Source organism: Ilumatobacter sp. (genome assembly GCF_046290335.1).
In the GTDB taxonomy this organism is placed as follows: Bacteria; Actinomycetota; Acidimicrobiia; order Acidimicrobiales; family Ilumatobacteraceae; genus Ilumatobacter_A.
Map to the genome: position 1 here is coordinate 266607 of NZ_JBKAGH010000006.1, position 15651 is coordinate 282257.

Here is a 15651-nt window from a genome sequence, read left to right on the forward strand (position 1 = left end):
CTCCTGGCACGGCAGTCAAGCGAGATGTCGATGCAGGATCAGCACGAGTGGCCGACCGCGGTGATCGCTCGGCCGCCAGTCCTCGCCGTCGTGATCGACGAGCGTGACGTCGACGAGCAGATCGCCTTCCGCGACCCGGGGCCGTTCGGTGGCACTCACCGCGGCGCGAACGACGCGTCGCGGTCGGTGGCGCGGCTGCGCAGGACGTCGAGTGGGTCACGGGTGTCGTCGACGTAGCCGAGGGCGTAGGCGCCGATGCGGTATCCCATCAGGCGGAGCAGGTCGTCGTCGAGGGTCTGCGCGACCTCGGCGGGGCACGACAGGTACTGGTTCTCCTCCTGGCGGAGCCAGCCCACGTTGTAGGTGATGTTGAGGCCGCGCCGGATCTCGTCAGAGCGATTGGCGCCGCCCCCGTGGTACACCTTGCCGGTGTAGAGCAGGCAGGACCCCTTCGACATCTCGGCGGGCACGGTCTCGTCGAACGTGTGCCCGAGATCGTCGGGCCAGTCGGTGCTGCCAGGGATCACGCGGGTGGCACCGTTCGTCTCGGTGAAGTCGGTCATCGCCCAGATCGTGTTGCACTGCACGTCGTAGTCGGCCGGGAACTCGAAGAAGTCGAACGCCCACTGATCACGATGCACCGCTTGCGCGGGCGAATCGGGTCCGATCGAGATCAGCTGCGTGAGGTGGAGCTGGAAGCTTTTCGCCCGGTGCAGCAGCCGTTGCGTGACATCGAGGATCAGCGGGTGGGTGACGAGTTCACGACTTGCCGGCGACCGCGCGATGAGGCCGCCGGTGCGCTTCGTGTTCCGGCCGGTGAAGCCGTCGGCGCCGAACGGGGTCGCCTCGATGTGAGGTGCCAGCTCGTCGAGGATGCGGTCGATGAGTTCGTGCGAGGCGAGCGAGTCGATGACGAGCACGCCGTCGCGGGCCAACACCTCGTGGATCTCGGCGGCGGGAGCCGACGCCGGCAGATGAACGACGCTCATGTCGAGACCGTACCCCAGCCCACCAGGCGTAACGGTTTGTGTCAGACACAAACCGTTACGCCTGGCGGGGATCAGCCTCGCGGGGGACGGTCGTGATCCTCGGGGTGGACGCGAACGGGCCGTTGCTCCTGCGACACTGCCGGACGTGAGCGCGATCATCGAGACCCGGGGCCTGGTCATGGACTTCGCCTCCACTCGCGCGCTCGACGGTCTCGACGTCGTCGTGCCGTCGGGAGTGACCGGGCTCGTGGGAGCCAACGGTGCGGGCAAGACGACGCTGATCTCGCTCGTGCTCGGGCTCCTGAAGCCGACCAACGGCTCGATCAGCGTGCTCGGTCTCGATCCGACCCGCGACGGACCCGCTATCCGAGCCCGCATCGGGTACGGCCCGGAACGCAACGTGCTCCCCGACGACATGCGGGCCTACGACTTCGTGCGCCACTTCTCCGAGGTGAAGGGGTTGCCGCGCGATGAAGCGCGGTCGCGGGCCAGTGACTCGCTGTACCTCGTCGGTCTCGGTGAGGAACGATTCCGTGCGCTCGGCACCATGTCGACCGGACAACGCCAGCGGGTGAAGCTCGCGCAGGCGATCGCAGCCGACCCGTCGTTCATCGTGCTCGACGAACCCACCGATGGTCTCGATCCGATGCAGCGCGACGAGATGCTGAACATCATCGTCGAGGTCAACCGCAAGTTCGGGATCGACGTGATGCTGTCGTCGCACGTCCTCGAAGAGGTCGAACGGATCTGTGACCACGTGGTCGCGCTCGACGCTGGCCGACTCGTCGCGCAAGGCACCATGGCGGAGTTGGCCGGGGCATCCGGGGGCGTCGAGATCGAACTCGTCGACCTGCCCGATCGCCCCGACGCAGCCCTGGCGGTCGTCGATCACCTGGCGGCGGCTGGGTTCGAAGTGCGGCGCAGCGACCTGGTCGTCACGGTGGGCGGTGGCAGCGACGCCGATGTGCTCGATGCGGCGACGGCCGCCATCGCTGCATCTGATGCGCGTGTCCGGCGACTCGGGCTGCGGCGTCGAACGCTCGACGATGTCTTCACCGACGACGTCGTCGGCGCGACCACGCGAGCGAGACCGCCGACGAGCGAGGCAGCATCATGACCTCCCCCGATTCTGCCCGGACCGGCGCCAACATCGTCGAGCGCGGCTTCCAACGCTACGACGGGCCGCGCGCCAGCCTGTGGCGGTCGATCTGGAGCGTGACGTGGCAGAGCATGCGCTCGACGCTCGGCCTCGGCCGACCGGCACGACACAAGATCTTCCCCGTCATTGCCGTGGTCATCGCGTACCTCCCGGCCGTCGTCTTCGTGGGGATCTCGGTGCTCGTCGGTGACATCCTCGATCCCAACGAAGTCGCCGACTACGCCAGCTACTACGGCTTCATCACCGCCGCGATCCTGCTCTTCGCGGGACTCGTCGCGCCGGAGGTGTTGGTCGGTGATCGCCGCAACGGCATGCTCGCGATGTACCTGTCGACGCCGTTGCATCGCGGGACGTACCTCGCGGCGAAGGCGTTGGCGGTCTCGTTGACGCTCGCCCTCGTCACGCTCGGCCCGCCGATCCTGGTGCTCGTCGGCTACACCCTCGACAACGTCGGTCCCGACGGGTTCGGCAACTGGATGCTCGTCCTCGGCCGGATCATCGTCTCCGGTGTCGCGGTGTCGGCCGCACTCACCGCCGTGTCGATGGCAGCGTCGTCGATCACCGACCGTCGGGCGTTCGCGTCGATCGGTGTCGTGCTGCTGGCGCTCGCGTCACCCGCCGTTGCCTCGGCGCTCGTCGACGGCGCCGAGTTGTCGCCGAACTGGCGACTGATCGACGTGTTCACGATGCCGTTCGAGCTCGTGTTCCGGATCTTCGGCGAACCGGGCAACTTCCCCGAGGTGTCGACGATCAACGTCGTCGCGGTCAACGTCGCCTGGGCGCTGGGCGGCCTCGCCGTCGTCGCATGGAAGTACTCACGGTTGGTGATCGCCCGATGATCGTGGTGGACAACGTGTCGAAGTTCTTCGGGTCGGTCGTCGCCGTCAGCGACGTCAGCTTCTCCATCGGCGGCGGCGTCACGGCGCTGCTCGGCCCGAACGGGGCGGGCAAGTCGACGCTGTTCCGGATGCTGTGCGGTCTCACGCCTCCGTCGCGCGGTCAGCTCCGGGTGCTCGACGCCGATCCTCGCACTGACAAGGAGGTGCGCGGCCGGCTGGGCCTCGTGCCGCAGCAGGACGCACTGTTCGACCATCTGTCGGCGAGCGAGTTCGTGTCGATCGCGGCCGAGACTCACGGCATCGCCCGGTCGGATGCGTCGAGTGCGGCGGATTGGGCGCTCGAGCAGGTCGATCTCGCCGACGTCGGCTCGAAAGTGGTCGGGCAGTTCTCGAAAGGGATGCGTCAGCGTGTCAAGGTGGCCGCAGCGCTCGTCCATGATCCGCAGGTCTTGATCCTCGACGAACCTCTGACGGGCCTCGACCCCGTGCAGCGTCGTCGGATGATCGCGCTGTTTCATCGACTCGGTGACGACGGCCGTTGCGTGCTGGTGTCGAGTCACGTCCTCGACGAAGTGGCGCGCCTCGGGTCGAACGTGCTCGTCGTCGCGCAGGGCCGACTGGTGGCGAGCGGGGACTATCGGGACCTGCGCGAGCTGATGGACGACCGTCCGCATCGGATCCGCATCGGGGCGACCGAACCGCAACGGTTGGCGACGACGCTCGTGGAACGTGGGCTGGTGACGGCGCTGTCGTTGCGAGCTGACCACGTCGTCGTCGACACACTCGACATCGATGCGCTCGGCCGACAGATCGCGACGATCGCGGTCGAGCTGGAAGTCCGCTTGACCGAGATCACGCCGCTCGACGACGACCTCGAGTCCGTGTTCAGGTACCTGGTGGAGGGCCGATGAGTTCCGTCGATCCGTCCCCGCCGGTCGTGCACCGTTCGTCGTCCGTCTCCCCGAGCCGTGCGCTGCGCCTCACGTATCGAGTGGTGCTCCGTCAGCTGCTCAGCGTGGGGCGGATCGTCGCGCTCGTCGCGCTGTCACTCACCACGACCGTCGCAGGGTTCGCCGTGGGCACCTCGAACGACGCCGACATCGACGCAGCAGCCGGCGTGATCGCGAACCTCGGATTCGCGGTCGTGATCCCGGTGGTCGCGCTGGTGTTCGGTGGCGGAGCACTCGGCGATCTGCGTGACGACAAGACGCTCGTCTACTTGTGGCTCCGGCCGATGGACCGCTGGCCGATGGTGGTCGGCGCCGCGCTGGCTGCGCTCACGATCGCGGTGCCGGTCACGCTGCCGGCGGTGGTGGTCGCCGCTGTGCTGACGGGCGTCGGCAACGGGATCGTCGGCGCGACGCTGCTCGCTGGAGTCGTCGCGCTGGTCGCCTATACGGCGATCTTCACGATGCTCGGCGTCGTCCTGCGGCGGTTCATCGTTTGGGGGCTCGCCTACATCCTCATCTGGGAGGGCTTCGTTGCGCTGGGTGGCGCGGGCGTCGCACAGTTCGCGATCCGCAAGTACACCCGCTCGATCATCGCCGACCAGACCGGTGCCGATCTAGGCCTCGCCGACTTCTCGACCGCGACCGGCGTGATCGTGCCGCTGCTCGTCGCGGTCGCGGTGCTCGCCGTCGCGTCCTGGCGACTGGCCCGCCACGACATCGACTGAGGCGTAACGGTTTGTGTCTGACACAAACCGATACGCCTGGCAGTCGGTCAGGCGGCGGCGCGGGTCTTGCGCAGGATCGGATCGGCGAGGCCGAGCGACTTGTCGGCGAGCCACATCACCTTGCCGGCCGCACCCGGGGTCGAGTTGTCGACGAGGTTGCCCATCACGGCGAGCGTGATGTTGGCGATGGCGTCAGTACTGACCGACATGCGCAGCCCGGTCTTGAGGATCCATGGATGCCCGATGAGGAACGAGAAGCGCCGACCGGTCCGCAAGAACGCGTCGAAGCGTTCTCCGACGAGCTCGTCGTAGCGAGCCGGCGCCGTTGCCGGATCGTCGACGAACAAGTCGGCAGCGAGCATCCCCGACTCCAACCCGTAGTCGATGCCTTCACCGTTCATCGGGTTGACGAGACCGGCCGCGTCACCGATGGCCACCCACCCGGGGCCGTGCCGCTTCTGTGCCGACATCGGCAGCCGCCACGCCCGAGGCCGCTCGAGGTTCGGGCCGAGTTCCCACTCGTCGCTGACCGCGCCGCGGTACATCTCGATCATCGTGTTGAGATTGAGCTTCTTGAAACCTTTCATCGTCGACAACGCGCCGACACCGATGTTGACCGTGCCGTCGCCGGCCGGGAACATCCAGCCGTAGCCGGGCACCGCGGTGCCGTGCTCGTCCTTCAACGAGAGCATGGCCTCGAGGTGCACGTCATCGTGCCGTGGGGTCTCGGCGTAGGTGCGAATCGCCAGCCCGAACGTCTCACCCTCGACGCGGTTGGCGCCGAGCATCCGAGCGACCGCGCCGGGAGGGCCGCACGCTGCGACCGTGAGGTCGGCGCCGATCTTGTGCGACGGCGCTGACCGGTTGGCATCGCCACTCGGTTTGGCTTCGACACCGATCACGCGGTCACCGTCCATCAGCGGCACCGCCTCGGTCTCGAAACGGATGTCGGCACCGGCTGCGGCAGCAGCGTCGATCAGTGCGGCGTCGAGTCGACGCCGCGGCCAGACGGCTCCATGGTTCGGGAAGCGATCGGTCGTGGGCCAGTCGAGCTCGCGCACCTTCTTCCCGGCGATCATGCGCAATCCACGGATGCGATGCGCATCGCTCATGTCGATGTCCAATTCGTTCAACGCACCGACGGCGCGAGGGGTCAGTCCGTCGCCGCACACCTTGTCGCGACCGTGCGCCCCCTTTTCGAAGACGACGACCTTGGCGCCTTGGCGGGCGGCGCGGATGGCGGTCGCTGCACCAGCCGGACCGCCTCCGATCACTGCGATGTCGACGTGTTCCACCGGTCTACGGTGCCCCGAATCGCGCGGAAAAGCACCGTCGTGCTCGGTGGTCGTTCGCCACCTCTGGATGGGTGATCGTCAGATGAAGTAGCCCGCCGTGTCGGCGGCGACGTGGGCGCCCTTCTCGCTGTAGACGCTGATCTGGCCCGACGGCAGGCTGAGCGGCAGGATCGCCAGGTTCGAGATGTTGGTGTCGGGCCCGGGCGCGTTGAGGCTCGCCGTGTCCGGCCGTGCCTGATCGGCCGGCCAGCCGGTGATGTAGCCCTGCTGGCCCTGGATCGCTGCGAGGTTGAGCACGACGGCGTTCGCCGTCGTCGGGATCCCGAAACGACCGGTCACCGCGAAGCTGGTCTGACCGTCGGCAGGCAACGGTGGGCCGACCTGTCGGCTGTCGAAGAGTCGCGTCGGCGAGATCGGTACGAACAACCCGTCGTCGGTGTCGGCGGCGGTGTCGTCGGTGAAGTACGCGAACACGTCGGCGACGAGATGCGCGCCGGAACTGGTGAACAGCTTGATCGTGCCGGTGTCGGACACCGGCATGATCACCGTGTTCGGTCGTGTGAGCGTGCGCGTCGAGACGTTGATGTTGGCCGTCGTCGGTTGCGCCTCGTCGCCGGGCCACACGGTGACGAACCCGTTGCCGTTGGCTCGCACGGCGGTGACATTGAGCACGACTGCCGACACGCCGGCTCCGGGTACCCCGTTGGTGTCGGTCACCCGCACCTCGATCGTGCCGCCCCTCGGAATCGCACCTTTCGGCCCCGGCTGCGGGGAGCCGGGCCGCGTGTCGAAGATGCGCGACGGTGCCACTCCGACGAGGCGTCCCGATGTCGACGAACCGGTCTGCTCGAAGTAGCCGAAGACGTCGGCGACGAGATGTCCGCCACCCGTGGAGAACAGCGAGACCCGCCCGTCGTCGCCGACGGGCACGATCACCGAGTTCGAGGCGTTGCCGTCTTGCACGTTCAAGTTGGCAGCGTTCGGACGACCGCTTCCGGTCGGATACGCGGTGACGAAACCGAAGTTGGTCGGGCTCGCCATCGCCACGTTGAGCACGACCGCGTACACGCCGGTCTCTGGCACGCCGCCTTCGCCGGTGATCTGCACGTCGATCGTGCCACCCGGCGGGACGATGCCCTTCGGGCTGCCGGCGGGCGCCATCATGCCCGGGCGCGTGTCGAGGATGCGCGCGGGCGACAGCGGCGTGAAGGCGGCGGTGCCGACGTAGTTGACGACGGGTACCGAGCCGGGCAGTTCGTCGTCACCGACGTTGTCGGTCGTGCCGGTGCCGATGATCCCTCCCTGACCCCAGCAGCGAACGGTGAGGTTGTCGAGCAGTGCACACGTCGTCGTGGATCCAGCGGACGCGGCCAGCACGGTGCGACCGGCGCCGACGTCGACCGGCCCGCCCGTCAACGGTGACCCTGGGTCTCCGACTGTTCCTCCACCGACGTCGTCCTCGTTGCCGTAGCCGAGGCGTCCGTCGTCACCGTCGCCCCAGCAGAACAGTTGGCCGACGTCGTTCACGAAACAGGCGTGGTCGAAGCCAACGGTGACCGAGACCGGCACGTTGCCGCCGAGGTCCATCTTGTCTGGCTGCACGTTGTTCGAGTTGCCGCCCGTGGCGTTGCGTGAGGCGGTTCCTTGTCCCCAGCACCAGATCGAGTCGTCATCGGTGAGTGCACACGTCGCGCGCGAACCTGCACTGATCGCCACGGCTTTCTCGCCATCGAGATCGACGACGGGCACCGACGCGACGGACTCGTTGTCACCGATGTCTTCGACCTGGCCGGGCATCGCTTCCTTCGCACCCCAGCACCGCACCTCGCCGGTCTGGAGGATCGCGCAGTTGTGCAAGCGCCCTCCGGCGATGGCCGTCGCGGTGTTTCCGGGCCCGAGGTCGACGGGGCCGACGCTGGCCGGCGTCTCGTCGTCGCCGATGTCGCGCAGGGTGTCTCCGCTGGGTCCGTTGTCACCGGTGCCGACTTGCCCCCCGTCGTTCGAGCCCCAGCACTGGACGTCGCCGCTCTCGAGGATGACACAGCCGCCGCGGTAGCTGGTGGCGATGGCGACCGCCTTGCCGCCGACGTTCGTGGTCGGGATCGACGTGGGTTCTTCGTTGTCGCCGATCCGCGCGCCGTTCGATTCGGGGACACCGAGCGTGGGCCCGAGTGTCTGGTAGCCCCAACAGCGCACGTCGCCGTTGTCGAGGATCACGCAGGCGAAGTTCTCGCCGACCCCGACCTCTTTCACGGTTCGCCCCGGGCCGACGTCGACGGTTCTGACCTGGTCGGGGGTCTCGTCGTCGCCGATGTTGCCGGAATCCGGGACACCGGTTGCCGACAGGCTGCCCCAGCACCGAACCTGCTCGTTGTCGAGGATGATGCAGGTGTTCACCGCGCCGTTCGCGAGGCGGGCGGCCGTCTCACGGGCAGCGCCCGGCGGTGCCTCGGAGCGCTCCGCCGACACAGGCGGTGTACCGATTGCTGCAATGGTCGACACAGCGAGCGCGAGCGCAAGCAGCAATCGTTTCATGGCGGGTCCCTTCGACGGCGGAGTACGAAGTGTTGCGTATCGCCGTGCCGCGATGTCGAGGATTATGTGCTGGCTGTCGAACGGCGAGTGAGCCGAGCGTGGATGCGTTCGCCGTCGAGGAACGTCATCAGGCCGGCGATCATCGCGATGCCGAAGAATCCGACCAGCAGGAACGAGTCGATCAGGAGGTGCAGCGTGATGCCGAGCACGATCAGAATCGGCCGGGCGCGTCGATGCCACAGCAGTCCGGCGAGTGCGAGCTCGACGGCGAGCGTCCCCCACGTGAGGACGGCGATGACCACGACGCTGTCGACCAGGACGTCGAGCTGGCCGAACCGCTGCAGGTCGAGGAGGCGCAACGACGTCGACACCGCCGTGCCGTCACGCCACAGGTCGCCACTCTTTCCCCAGAAGGCGAAGAAGTAGACGACCATCACCTGCAACTGCACGAGCCGCAGCCCCCAGGGTGCGACGAGCGGCGCCGTGCGAAGCGCTGCACGCCCTTCGCGACGCCAGCGATCGACCGACAGCGCGGCGGAAGTCGGACAGCAGGCGAGCAACAGCGTGAGGTTGCGGACGATGATGTCGCCCGAGTTGAGGATCATCGGGCTGCGGCGTTGGACGGCGACGAGCAGCACGAATGCGGCGAGCAGGAACCACGTCGACCGAAAGCCGACGATGATGCCGACCGAGGCCACGACCAAGAGAACGAGCGCGATCCACACCGCCGCCGTCGAGTCGAGCGCGATCCACCGCCACCGGTCGCTGGCGAACTCGGGTCCGATCAACGCGTCGCTGCCGAGCAACGCGTCGACGTCGAACATCATCGACACGCTCCAGCCGAGGACCGCCACGCCGATGACGATGCGAGCGATGGCGATCGGCCACGCCGACTGCGGTACGAACAGCAGCCGATCGACGCGCTGCGCCACTGCCGACACGGTGCTCACGCGTCTCGCTCCCAGACGTAGAACGCGAACTCGTTCGCGTCGCTGTCGACGGTGCCGTCGGCGGTGAGCGGTTCGTGATCGATCCACCGTCGGACGAGCGTGATCCGGATGGGCAGCTCGCCGTCGCGAGTGTGGCGCTCGGCGAGCCAACGCGCCGTCGGCTCCCACGATTCGCTCTGCGCGTCGAGCCGGATGCGCTCCTGCCACTTGTGCCATCGGTACTGGCGGTACGCGCCGAGTACCGGATCGAACTCGGGCACGTCCCAGAGCTCGGCGCTGCCGTCCTCGTGCTCGATGACGGCTCGGACGTCGAGCGACTGATCGCGAGGGTTCGGGCTGAAGACGGCCCAGTCCTGCACGAGACCGATCTCGGCCGCCGGACTCCAGACGACGTCGATCGACGACCGCATCGGCCCAACCGGGACGTTCGGCCCGACGATCCAGATCGCGGCGATCACCAGGGCCACGCCGACCGCGAGGCGACCACCTCGCGTCTGGACGACCTGCGTGTGGCGATCGGCCTGTTGCTCAGCCGCCTGCTCGCTCACCGCGCAGACCGTACTCCGGTACCCGGTATCGAGCTGAGCGGGTCAGGAGCTGAGCTGCGCGGCGAGTGCCTCGGTCGCTTCGATGAACTCTTCGATCATGTCCATCACGACCTGGCCGGCCGACTTCGGCTGATTCATCGTGCCGACGATCTGTCCGACGAAGTAGTTCGCCAGTTCCTCGGCACCGGAGCCGGGCGTGTTGGCCGCGCGGTTGATCCGCTGTTGTGCGGCGTTGGTCAGGATCGGCTGGAGTGGCATGCCGAGCGGGTCGGGGGTGTCGGAGCGCTCCCATTCCTCGGTCCACTTCGACTTCAGCATGCGAGCGTGCTTGCCGGTCAGCGATCGCGACCGGATCGTGTCGGCCGAGGTCGCGGCGAGGAACTTCTTCTTCACCGCCGGGTGGGTCTCGGCTTCGTCGGTCGTCAACCAGACCGAGCCGCACCACACACCCTGCGCGCCGAGCGCCATCGCCGCGGCCATCTGGCGTCCTCGACCGATGCCACCGGCGCCGAGTACGGGGATGTCGACCGCGTCGACGATCTCGGGGATCAGCACCATCGAGCCGATCTCACCGGTGTGGCCACCGGCTTCAGACCCCTGCGCGATGATCAGATCGACGCCGGCCGCCTGATGGCGCTCGGCATGCTGCGGACGCCCGGCGAGCGCGCCGATCAGCTTGCCCTCTTGCTTGCAGCGGTCGATGAGGAACTGCGGGGGCGGGCCGAGCGCGTTCGCGACGAACGCGGTCTTGTGCGCGAGCGCGATGTCGAGCTGCGGCATCGCGTTCTTCGCGCTGAACGGGGCGGCGCCGTCGTTGCCGTAGGTGCCAGGCGACTCGTCGCCGTCGGGAAGTTCGGGCACGTCGTAGCGGGCGAGGATGTCGTCGACGAACTCGCGGTGCGTGTCGGGGATCAGCTTGCGGATGTCGTCCATCGTGTAGCCGCCGTCGCCGTCACCGGCGTACTTGGCCGGGACGATCAGGTCGACGCCGTACGGTCGGTCGCCGACTTCGTTCTCGATCCAGTCGAGGTCGATCTCGAGTTGCTTGGGCGAATGTGCCACGGCACCGAGCACGCCCATGCCGCCCGCCTTGGTCACCGCGGCGACGACGTCGCGGCAGTGGCTGAAGGCGAGGATCGGGAACTCGATGCCGAGCATGTCGGTCACAGCAGTCTTCATCCGCCCATCCTCGCGGTGTCGGCCGATCGTGGACGAATCCGAACCGGTTGCGGGTTGGCCTCACGTGGCGCGGACGTTCGTACTAACCTGCGGCGCTGGTGACGGGAGGCATCGTGCAGAACGAGAGAACAGCAGCGACATGAGTTGGCCCATCGGCCGTCAACTCGACGGCGGCCTCGACCGGATCACCACGCCCGACGGCGCGAGCGATCTCTGGCTGTGCGGCAAACACGTCGTCGCTCCCGACCCCGAAGCGGTGCGAGCCGATCTCGGCCCGTCGACCTACGTCGTCAGTCTCAACGAGGAGCGGGACCTCGAGCGGTTCCCGGGCTACGTCGACTGGCTGCGAACGTCCCGCCACGCACGCTGGTTTCCGATGCCCGACTTCCACGCGCCGCGACTCGCCGATGCGCTCCCGATCCTCCAGGAGATCAGTGGGCTCCTCCACGCGGGTGATCCGGTGTTGATGCACTGCTCGGCGGGCATCGGCCGAGCGGGAACGATGGCCGTCGGGACCCTCATGATGCTGGGCGTGCCGATGCCCGAGGCGCTGCGTCAGGTCGCCTCCGAGCGTCGCGGCGCCGGTCCCGAGGCTGGCCCGCAACGCGAGCTGATCATCTCCCTCGCAGAACACCTCGCCTGAACCTGCCATCTGACTGGCATCTGAACCGGGCTCGAGTCAGCTGGCGTCGTATTGCACCGCTGCGCGAGCCGAGACGCGACCGGCGATGTAGTTCGCGATGAGCGCCCGATGATCGGGGTGATCTCGATACGTGACGTAGTCGTCGATCGACTCGTACTCCCCGACGATCACGTAGTCGAAGTTTCCCTCGGTGAGCCCGAGGTCACGGCCGTGTCGGTAGCCGCGCACCTCCGGCATCCGTGCGGTCAACTCGTCGAGCGCGGCGGCCGTCGCGTCGACGTGCGCGTCGTCGACATCGTCGTTCCACTTGAACATGACCACGTGTCTGAACATCGCCCCAGTGTTCCATCTCGCCGGCGCGGCGACCACACTGCCGAGATGAACGCCGCGTCACCGGGATCATCACCAGGATCGTCGATCACCGACGAACGCTCGCTCGTCGAACTCCTCGGACGGACCCAGACCATCGCCGTCGTCGGGATCTCGGCGAACCCGATGCGGGCGAGCCACGAGGTCGCCGCGTACCTGTTGCACCATGCGCACTACGAGTTGCTGTTCGTCAACCCGTTCGAAACCGAGATCCTGGGTCGCCCGGTCGTGCCCTCGCTGGCCGACCTCCCCGTCGTCCCCGACATGGTCGACGTGTTCCGCAAGACCGAGGACCTGGCCACGGTGACCGACGAGGCGATCGCCGTCGGCGCGTCGTCGCTGTGGTTCCAGCTCGGACTCGTCGACGACACCGCAGCGGCGCGTGCGGTCGCCGCGGGACTCGATGTCGTGCAGGATCGCTGCATCAAGGTCGACCACGCCCGACATCGCGACGAACTCCCCCGCCGTGACGCTCCGGAGGGTGACGGCTGAGCGTCACTCCCGGTCGAGCGAGATCGCCATCCCGGGGAGGTCGACCCACGGTTGCTTGTGGTCGCACCACGCCTGGACGGTCGGGTTCACATCGGCCTTGTGGTCGAGGGTGCCCGCCTTCACCGCGATGATGCCCTCGGAGTAGACGAGCGCCGAGTAGATCGGCGATCCGCACGACCCGCAGAACCGGCGCAGCACGTAGACGTCGTCGTCGTTCTCGCCGCGATCCTCGAAGGTCGCCAACTCGCCCGTGACCGTCAACTGGCTCTCGTGGGCGACGAGGTTCACCGAGAACGCGCTGCCACCCTGTCGCTGGCAGTTGTCGCAGTGACACACAGCCGTGGCGATGACGTCGCCCGACAGTTCATAGGAGATCGATCCGCACAGACACCGGCCGCTGAGAGACATCGGCGAAACGTACCCGATCGACGGTCCGGACCTCGGGCCGAAGCGTCGGCATACAGCGTCGCCTCGCGTCAGATCTCGCCGCGGCGTTCCATCCACAGGAAGGTGAGCCAGCCCGGTGCGATCGGGAGCCAGAACGTCGCGAGACGGAAGGTGAGCACCGACGAGATCGCGACGGCTGCTTCGAGCCCGAACCCGGTGAGCGCTGCGATCATCGCCGCCTCGAGTGGTCCGAGCCCGCCGGGTGTCGGCGCGATGTTCGCGATCGCAGCGGCGCCCAGATAGGCAGCTCCGATCTGCGCGACGGTGAGCCCGCCGCCGAACGCCTCGACCGCGAACACGAGCGCGAACAGATAGCTGAGGGTGATCAGCGACGACCCGCCGAGCAGCGCCGTGACCCGGATCGGGCTGCGCACGACCTGAGCCACGTAGCCCGCCGCCCGCCTGATTCCGTCGATGATCGGGCGGATCACGGTGCGCCTGACCACCGAGAACAGCGAGGCGATTCCGGCGGCTGCGATCGCGACGGCGGCGACGAGCAGCAGGGTGCCGAGGCTCGGCAGCGACACGCCTCCGACGTCGGCACCACCGGCCCACGCGAAGAACCCGGCCATCAACAACAGGTGGGTGACGAGACCGGCGATCGTGTTCAGCGCCACCGAGGCGCTCGCCTCTGCGGGCGTGAGCCCGTTGCGTTGCAGGAACCGACCGGCGAGCGCCATCTTGCCGGCGCTGGCCGGGCCGACGAGCTGAGCGAACGACGAGGCCACCTGACTGCGGGCGGACGCGGCGACCGACATCGGTTGCGCGACCGAGCCGAGGAACGAGATCGTCGCGAACACGAAGTAGGCCGCAGCCGCAGCGAGCACGGCCGGGAGCCATTCCCAACGTGCCGCGCCGAAGGCGTCGACGGTGTCGCCGAGATTGCCGAACTGGGGAAGCAGTGAATAGAACGCCAGCGCGCCGGCGACGATCATCAGCAGCGTTCGCCGCTGAACCCGGGCGAGGCGTTCGAGCGGCACGTCGTCGGCACCGGTGCGTTCGTGCATCTCGTGCCGGAGTCGGTCGAGCAGATCGCGCTCCGCCTTGATCGACTTGCCGAGCGAACGACTCAAGGCGAGCGGCTGCACCAGCGGCAACGCTCGGGCCACGGCATCGGCGCCGAGTTCGTCGACTCCCAGGGCGACGCTGCGCTCCGGACCGACGACGAGCCCGATCGCGACGAGTACCTCGGCGACGTCACGCGAGATCTCCCGCGGCTGCGCGGCGAGTTCGGCGTCGTCGTAGTCGACGAGCCAGACCTCTCCGTCGCCGTCGACGATCATGTTGTCGAGCGTCAGATGGTGATGCGCTGTCCGCGTCTCGTGGACGGATCGGACGCTGCGGTAGATCGAACGGATCACGTCGTTGGTGAATTCCTCGGTCGGCACCGCACTGAGACGCCGCCCAGCGATGCGCTCCTCGACGAGGAACGCGGCTCCCGCGTCGGTGACTCCGAGGCCGACCACCGTCGGGCTGCGAGTACCGCCGTCGCGGACGGTACGAGCGGCGAGGGCCTCGTGTTCGACGCGGCGCTTGAGCGTGCTGTACGGGCGTCCGACTTCCGACGATCGGAGTCGCACCGCGCGATACAACCGGGTCAGGAGATCCCAGCTGCGGTCTTCGGGAGTGCGCAGCTTGACGAAGCGCTCTGCACCGTCGCGCTCGGTGGTCTCATACACGGCGCCGTTGCTGATTCCTTCGAGGCGCCGCACCTCGATCGGGTCGAGTCCGATGACGTGGAGCGCAGCGAGCACCTGGTCGGGTCGGGGTTCGAGATTGGGTGACCCGAAGAGCACCAGGGCGAGCGAGCCGACCACGAGACCGATCGAGGCGCCGATCCAGACGTCGAGTGGCGGCTGGCCCGGCCCGAGCAGCCGGAGGACCATCAAGATCACGACCCACGTCCAGCACGCGCGTCGCCATCGACGAGGGAGATGCGCCGCTCCGACCACCACGGTGGCGACCGCCGAGCTCAGGAACTCCGTCGTCGGGAAGGATGCGGCGATGAGCGTGGTGCCGCTCTCGGTGCGGTCGGCGAGCATGTCGGCCACATTGCGGTCGCCCAGCCACGAGGTGAGCAGGGAGACGGCGACGCTCGCAGCTGCCGACGACAACCACAGGGTCGCGAGGAGTCGCCAGCGTCGTGTCCAGATGATGAAGGTGAGGGCGATGAGTGGAACGAAGGTCGCGATGATCTGCGCTGCGCCGAGGACCGCCTGTTCGATCTGGTTGGGGATTCGGCTGACGGCATCGACCACGTCGCGCTCGAACCCCGAGATCGTCGATTCGGCGAACGCTGCTGCGAACAGTCCGATGCCGACGAGACCCAGTCCGATCAGGAGTCGAAGCAGATGACCGGCCGACCACCGCTGGTATGACGGCGGCGACGGGAAGAGCAGCACTGAGCTCGACGTGCTGCGAACGGATTCGTCGGCGTCGTCAGCGGTACTCGTCACGGTGTGACAAGCCTATGCGGCCGGCCCTGTGCACTCATGGCTGCGCGATACCGGTCGGGCGACCACGATGGCGCA

Annotated in this window: 16 protein-coding genes; 6 read left to right on the forward strand and 10 right to left on the reverse strand. The window is 67.8% G+C overall.

What is annotated here, in order from left to right:
• Positions 1 to 15 precede the first annotated feature (15 nt).
• The gene (locus ACE37B_RS20590) at positions 16 to 159 is read right to left on the reverse strand and encodes a hypothetical protein (RefSeq protein ID WP_409925210.1); all 144 of its coding nucleotides are present in this window, start codon (positions 157 to 159) and stop codon (positions 16 to 18) included.
• Entirely contained in the window at positions 156 to 989 is an 834-nt protein-coding gene (locus tag ACE37B_RS20595) for a phytanoyl-CoA dioxygenase family protein (protein WP_409925211.1), read from the reverse strand. Before ACE37B_RS20595 ends, ACE37B_RS20590 begins: the two co-directional genes overlap by 4 nt.
• Before the next feature lie 145 nt (positions 990 to 1134).
• Here ACE37B_RS20595 and ACE37B_RS20600 point away from each other — a divergent pair, with 145 nt between their 5' ends.
• Genes ACE37B_RS20600 through ACE37B_RS20615 form a run of 4 tightly spaced genes read left to right on the forward strand, consistent with a single transcriptional unit; the run spans position 1135 to position 4662 of the window.
• A complete protein-coding gene (locus ACE37B_RS20600; protein WP_409925212.1) occupies positions 1135 to 2106 on the forward strand; it encodes an ATP-binding cassette domain-containing protein in 972 nt (323 codons plus the stop codon).
• On the forward strand, positions 2103 to 2987 hold the full coding sequence (locus ACE37B_RS20605; protein ID WP_409925213.1) for an ABC transporter permease: 885 nt from the start codon (positions 2103 to 2105) through the stop codon (positions 2985 to 2987). The genes ACE37B_RS20600 and ACE37B_RS20605 overlap by 4 nt, the downstream gene beginning before the upstream one ends.
• A complete protein-coding gene (locus ACE37B_RS20610) occupies positions 2954 to 3898 on the forward strand; it encodes an ABC transporter ATP-binding protein (RefSeq protein WP_409925214.1) in 945 nt (314 codons plus the stop codon). Before ACE37B_RS20605 ends, ACE37B_RS20610 begins: the two co-directional genes overlap by 34 nt.
• A complete protein-coding gene (locus tag ACE37B_RS20615; protein ID WP_409925215.1) occupies positions 3895 to 4662 on the forward strand; it encodes a hypothetical protein in 768 nt (255 codons plus the stop codon). The genes ACE37B_RS20610 and ACE37B_RS20615 overlap by 4 nt, the downstream gene beginning before the upstream one ends.
• Before the next feature lie 47 nt (positions 4663 to 4709).
• Here ACE37B_RS20615 and ACE37B_RS20620 read toward each other — a convergent pair whose 3' ends face one another.
• The 5 genes from ACE37B_RS20620 to ACE37B_RS20640 form a co-directional block, all read right to left on the reverse strand.
• Complete coding sequence (locus tag ACE37B_RS20620) at positions 4710 to 5957, reverse strand: NAD(P)/FAD-dependent oxidoreductase (RefSeq protein WP_409925216.1); 1248 nt, start codon at positions 5955 to 5957, stop codon at positions 4710 to 4712.
• Positions 5958 to 6035: 78 nt separating this feature from the next.
• Positions 6036 to 8492 (reverse strand): RCC1 domain-containing protein, encoded by a 2457-nt coding sequence (locus ACE37B_RS20625; RefSeq protein WP_409925217.1) that lies wholly within the window; start codon positions 8490 to 8492, stop codon positions 6036 to 6038.
• A gap of 62 nt (positions 8493 to 8554) precedes the next feature.
• Entirely contained in the window at positions 8555 to 9442 is an 888-nt protein-coding gene (locus ACE37B_RS20630; RefSeq protein ID WP_409925218.1) for an HTTM domain-containing protein, read from the reverse strand.
• Positions 9439 to 9990, reverse strand: coding sequence for a hypothetical protein (locus ACE37B_RS20635; protein ID WP_409925219.1), 552 nt, complete (start codon positions 9988 to 9990; stop codon positions 9439 to 9441). Before ACE37B_RS20635 ends, ACE37B_RS20630 begins: the two co-directional genes overlap by 4 nt.
• A 42-nt stretch (positions 9991 to 10032) precedes the next feature.
• The gene (locus ACE37B_RS20640; RefSeq protein ID WP_409925220.1) at positions 10033 to 11169 is read right to left on the reverse strand and encodes a nitronate monooxygenase; all 1137 of its coding nucleotides are present in this window, start codon (positions 11167 to 11169) and stop codon (positions 10033 to 10035) included.
• 139 nt (positions 11170 to 11308) lie between these two features.
• Between ACE37B_RS20640 and ACE37B_RS20645 the strand changes: the two genes are divergently transcribed.
• Positions 11309 to 11812, forward strand: coding sequence for a tyrosine-protein phosphatase (locus ACE37B_RS20645; protein WP_409925221.1), 504 nt, complete (start codon positions 11309 to 11311; stop codon positions 11810 to 11812).
• Positions 11813 to 11848: 36 nt separating this feature from the next.
• Here the strand turns inward: ACE37B_RS20645 and ACE37B_RS20650 are convergent, their stop codons facing one another.
• Positions 11849 to 12145: a Dabb family protein gene (locus ACE37B_RS20650; protein ID WP_409925222.1), complete on the reverse strand. Its 297-nt coding sequence runs from the start codon at positions 12143 to 12145 to the stop codon at positions 11849 to 11851.
• A gap of 45 nt (positions 12146 to 12190) precedes the next feature.
• On the opposite strand from ACE37B_RS20650, the gene ACE37B_RS20655 reads away from it, so the two are divergent.
• On the forward strand, positions 12191 to 12673 hold the full coding sequence (locus tag ACE37B_RS20655; RefSeq protein WP_409925223.1) for a CoA-binding protein: 483 nt from the start codon (positions 12191 to 12193) through the stop codon (positions 12671 to 12673).
• Between the two features lie 3 nt (positions 12674 to 12676).
• Here ACE37B_RS20655 and ACE37B_RS20660 read toward each other — a convergent pair whose 3' ends face one another.
• Both ACE37B_RS20660 and ACE37B_RS20665 read right to left on the reverse strand, forming a co-directional pair.
• Entirely contained in the window at positions 12677 to 13081 is a 405-nt protein-coding gene (locus ACE37B_RS20660) for a GFA family protein (RefSeq protein ID WP_409925224.1), read from the reverse strand.
• A 68-nt stretch (positions 13082 to 13149) separates the two neighbouring features.
• A complete protein-coding gene (locus tag ACE37B_RS20665; protein WP_409925225.1) occupies positions 13150 to 15576 on the reverse strand; it encodes a lysylphosphatidylglycerol synthase domain-containing protein in 2427 nt (808 codons plus the stop codon).
• Positions 15577 to 15651: the final 75 nt, after the last annotated feature.

What these genes read in the sequence shown, in the direction of transcription:
- ACE37B_RS20645 (WP_409925221.1), top strand. Translation starts at nt 11,309, where the DNA reads ATGAGTTGGCCCATCGGCCGTCAACTCGACGGCGGCCTCGACCGGATC.
- ACE37B_RS20650 (WP_409925222.1), bottom strand. Translation starts at nt 12,145, where the DNA reads ATGTTCAGACACGTGGTCATGTTCAAGTGGAACGACGATGTCGACGAC.
- ACE37B_RS20605 (WP_409925213.1), top strand. Translation starts at nt 2,103, where the DNA reads ATGACCTCCCCCGATTCTGCCCGGACCGGCGCCAACATCGTCGAGCGC.
- ACE37B_RS20610 (WP_409925214.1), top strand. Translation starts at nt 2,954, where the DNA reads ATGGAAGTACTCACGGTTGGTGATCGCCCGATGATCGTGGTGGACAAC.
- ACE37B_RS20640 (WP_409925220.1), bottom strand. Translation starts at nt 11,169, where the DNA reads ATGAAGACTGCTGTGACCGACATGCTCGGCATCGAGTTCCCGATCCTC.
- ACE37B_RS20660 (WP_409925224.1), bottom strand. Translation starts at nt 13,081, where the DNA reads ATGTCTCTCAGCGGCCGGTGTCTGTGCGGATCGATCTCCTATGAACTG.
- ACE37B_RS20655 (WP_409925223.1), top strand. Translation starts at nt 12,191, where the DNA reads ATGAACGCCGCGTCACCGGGATCATCACCAGGATCGTCGATCACCGAC.
- ACE37B_RS20625 (WP_409925217.1), bottom strand. Translation starts at nt 8,492, where the DNA reads ATGAAACGATTGCTGCTTGCGCTCGCGCTCGCTGTGTCGACCATTGCA.
- ACE37B_RS20615 (WP_409925215.1), top strand. Translation starts at nt 3,895, where the DNA reads ATGAGTTCCGTCGATCCGTCCCCGCCGGTCGTGCACCGTTCGTCGTCC.
- ACE37B_RS20595 (WP_409925211.1), bottom strand. Translation starts at nt 989, where the DNA reads ATGAGCGTCGTTCATCTGCCGGCGTCGGCTCCCGCCGCCGAGATCCAC.